At 53.8% G+C, this 1,748-nt stretch carries 2 protein-coding genes; both read right to left on the reverse strand.

Going from position 1 to position 1,748, the window contains the following annotated elements:
- The coding region (locus tag Q0369_RS05490) for a hypothetical protein (protein WP_298097084.1) at positions 1-386 on the reverse strand (386 nt) is incomplete at its 3' end.
- A 243-nt stretch (positions 387-629) separates the two neighbouring features.
- A complete protein-coding gene (locus Q0369_RS05495; protein WP_298097087.1) occupies positions 630-1,613 on the reverse strand; it encodes an argininosuccinate synthase domain-containing protein in 984 nt (327 codons plus the stop codon).
- Between the last annotated feature and the right edge of the window lie 135 nt (positions 1,614-1,748).

Raw genomic sequence — 1,748 nt, forward strand, 5'->3', positions numbered from 1 at the left:
CCCATATTTGGCGTTTCGTCTATGCTTATCTCGGCGCAGCGGCGCAAAATAGGCGCCAAATCAAACTCTCCTTCGAGCAAAATAATAACCGAGCCGCGTCTAAAGCTGCAAGCGTTCCAAAAGATTTCGGCGCCGTTTACGCATTCTCGCGAGAGATCGAGGCGAAATTTGCCCCGCTCGCGCACGAGAAAACTAAACTCGCTTAAGTTTAGCGGGTGCTCCACACTGCCGAATGCCCCCACGATGCTATCTTTGCGGCCGTTATAGACATAGGCGGCGAGCGCATTTTGCAGTAGCGGCGCGATGATCTGATCGTGCGCGCTCGTATGGTCGTCCTCTCTGGCGCGGCCTGGGATCTTTACGAAAAACGGTTTGAAATACTCCATAAACGCTCCTTAAGCTTATAAAATTTGCTCGCTTTCGTTTTTAAATTTAACGGCTTACACTTTTAAATTTATGCCTATTTGGCTCTTGCGATAGCCGAATTTAGTTCGCGGCGCCCGCATTTTCGGCTCGCCTTTCAGACATCGCCGTTTTTAAATTTTACTCTTGTATCTGCTATCGCAGCTTCTTGCGCTTATGTATCGTTTTTACGCCTATCAAATACAACCTGGATGGCGGTTTAGATTCTACACAAAATATTCGCGGGCGGCATCCTTGCTCTTAAAGGGGCTTGCGCTCAGCTCGCTGCCGTCTATGAGCAGGGCGTAGCTGCGCGCGGCGTCCGTTTTGGCGTAGGTCAGCGCCAGCCTCGCCGCAAGCTCTCTATCCGCCTCGCTCGCGCCCCTGCTTAGCAGGCTTAGCGCGCCCACGACGCCATCTTTAAATTTTATCTCGCTAAATTTCGGATTTTGCACTGCGGCAAGCTTTTTGTTATCGCTCTCATCCCGCCCGATTATGAGCTTCGCGCCCTCAGGCAGGCGCAGATGACGTCCGAATTTTAAAATTTCAGCGTCCGCGGGCGTTTCGATCTTTTCAAATTTTACCGCATCCTTAATCCGCTCGCTGAAGCTCTGCACGGTCAGCAGACAGCCTCCCGCGGGCGTTTCGTAATCCTCAAAGCCAAACTCCGCCGCCAGCTGCATCTGCTTAGTGCGCCCGCGCCCGCTGATGTCAAGTAGCGCGCCGCGATCTACCCAGCCCTTGATCTCGGGCATCGTGGGCGGCAGCAGCTTCGCGCACAGCGGACGCAGGATCAGCCCCTCCTCATCGCCGCTAAGCCCGCCGACCTGAGCCAGAGCCTGCGCGCGTTGGCTCATCGGGCGCTGTCCGAGCACCTCGCCCGTGATGATGAAGCTCGCTCCTTCGTTTTGCAGCATCGCAAGCGCGGTCTTAAACATATATCCGTGGCAGTCGATGCAGGGGTTGAAGTGCTTGCCGTAGCCGTATTTGGGCTCGAAAAGCACCTGACGTAGATATTCGCTTCTGATATCGACGCTTTTAAAATCTGCCCCCGCGGCTGCGGCTCTGCGGCGCATGATCTCGCTCTTGTCGTCCTTGCCGCTAAATCCGATATCCATATTCAGCGCGAGCACCTCGATGCCTTGCGAGACGATGAGTTTGACCGCGAGCATGGAGTCAAGCCCGCCGCTAAAAAGCGCCAATGCCTTCATTTCGTTCCTTTACTTGAGTTGGTTGATCTTTTTTTGATACTCCAAGATACGCTCGATCTTATCGGGTGCGTCGGAGTTTTTGAGCTTTTGCATCAGATCTTGCAGGGCGTTGCGGCGTAAAATTTTGCACGCGTC

Origin of the sequence: uncultured Campylobacter sp. (assembly GCF_938030685.1) — a bacterium.
GTDB lineage: Bacteria > Campylobacterota > Campylobacteria > Campylobacterales > Campylobacteraceae > Campylobacter_B.